1 protein-coding gene is annotated in these 377 nt (G+C 62.6%); it reads right to left on the bottom strand.

Annotated elements, in window-relative coordinates; all coding sequences use genetic code 11:
- Positions 1-96: 96 nt before the first annotated feature.
- A partial coding sequence (locus tag K3A85_RS17770; RefSeq protein WP_225207849.1) for a class I SAM-dependent methyltransferase occupies positions 97-377 on the bottom strand: 281 nt, incomplete at its 5' end.

The raw sequence follows: 377 nt of genomic DNA, 5'->3' as shown, positions 1-377 counted from the left end.
GTCGATCTGCACCGCAAGCCGGTTCCCGCCAATTCGCTTTCGCGGGGTCGTGCGCGGGCACTGACGGCATATGAGGCGTTCAAGGATGACGCGTGATCAGGCCCGCGCCATCTGATACTGAACCACATCCGTGCGGCCCACCGCGAAAGAGGCCGCACAAGCCGCAAGATAGAAACGCCAGATGCGGATGAAGGGCTCATCAAAGCCCATTTCCCGGATCTCGGGCAGCTTGGCATCGAAACGGTTGCGCCACTCGCGCAGGGTGCGCGCATAATCCAGCCCGAACTCAAAGGCATCCTGAATCGCAAGTCCGGCCCGTTCGGCCTCGGCGCGAAAGCGCGAAGGCGAGGGCAGCATCCCGCCGGGAAAGATGAAAC

The sequence above is a fragment of the Novosphingobium huizhouense genome (genome assembly GCF_020179475.1).
In the GTDB taxonomy this organism is placed as follows: domain Bacteria; phylum Pseudomonadota; class Alphaproteobacteria; order Sphingomonadales; family Sphingomonadaceae; genus Novosphingobium; species Novosphingobium huizhouense.
The sequence above is the reverse complement of the archived record's forward strand: the minus strand, read 5'-3'. Positions and strand labels throughout refer to the sequence as shown.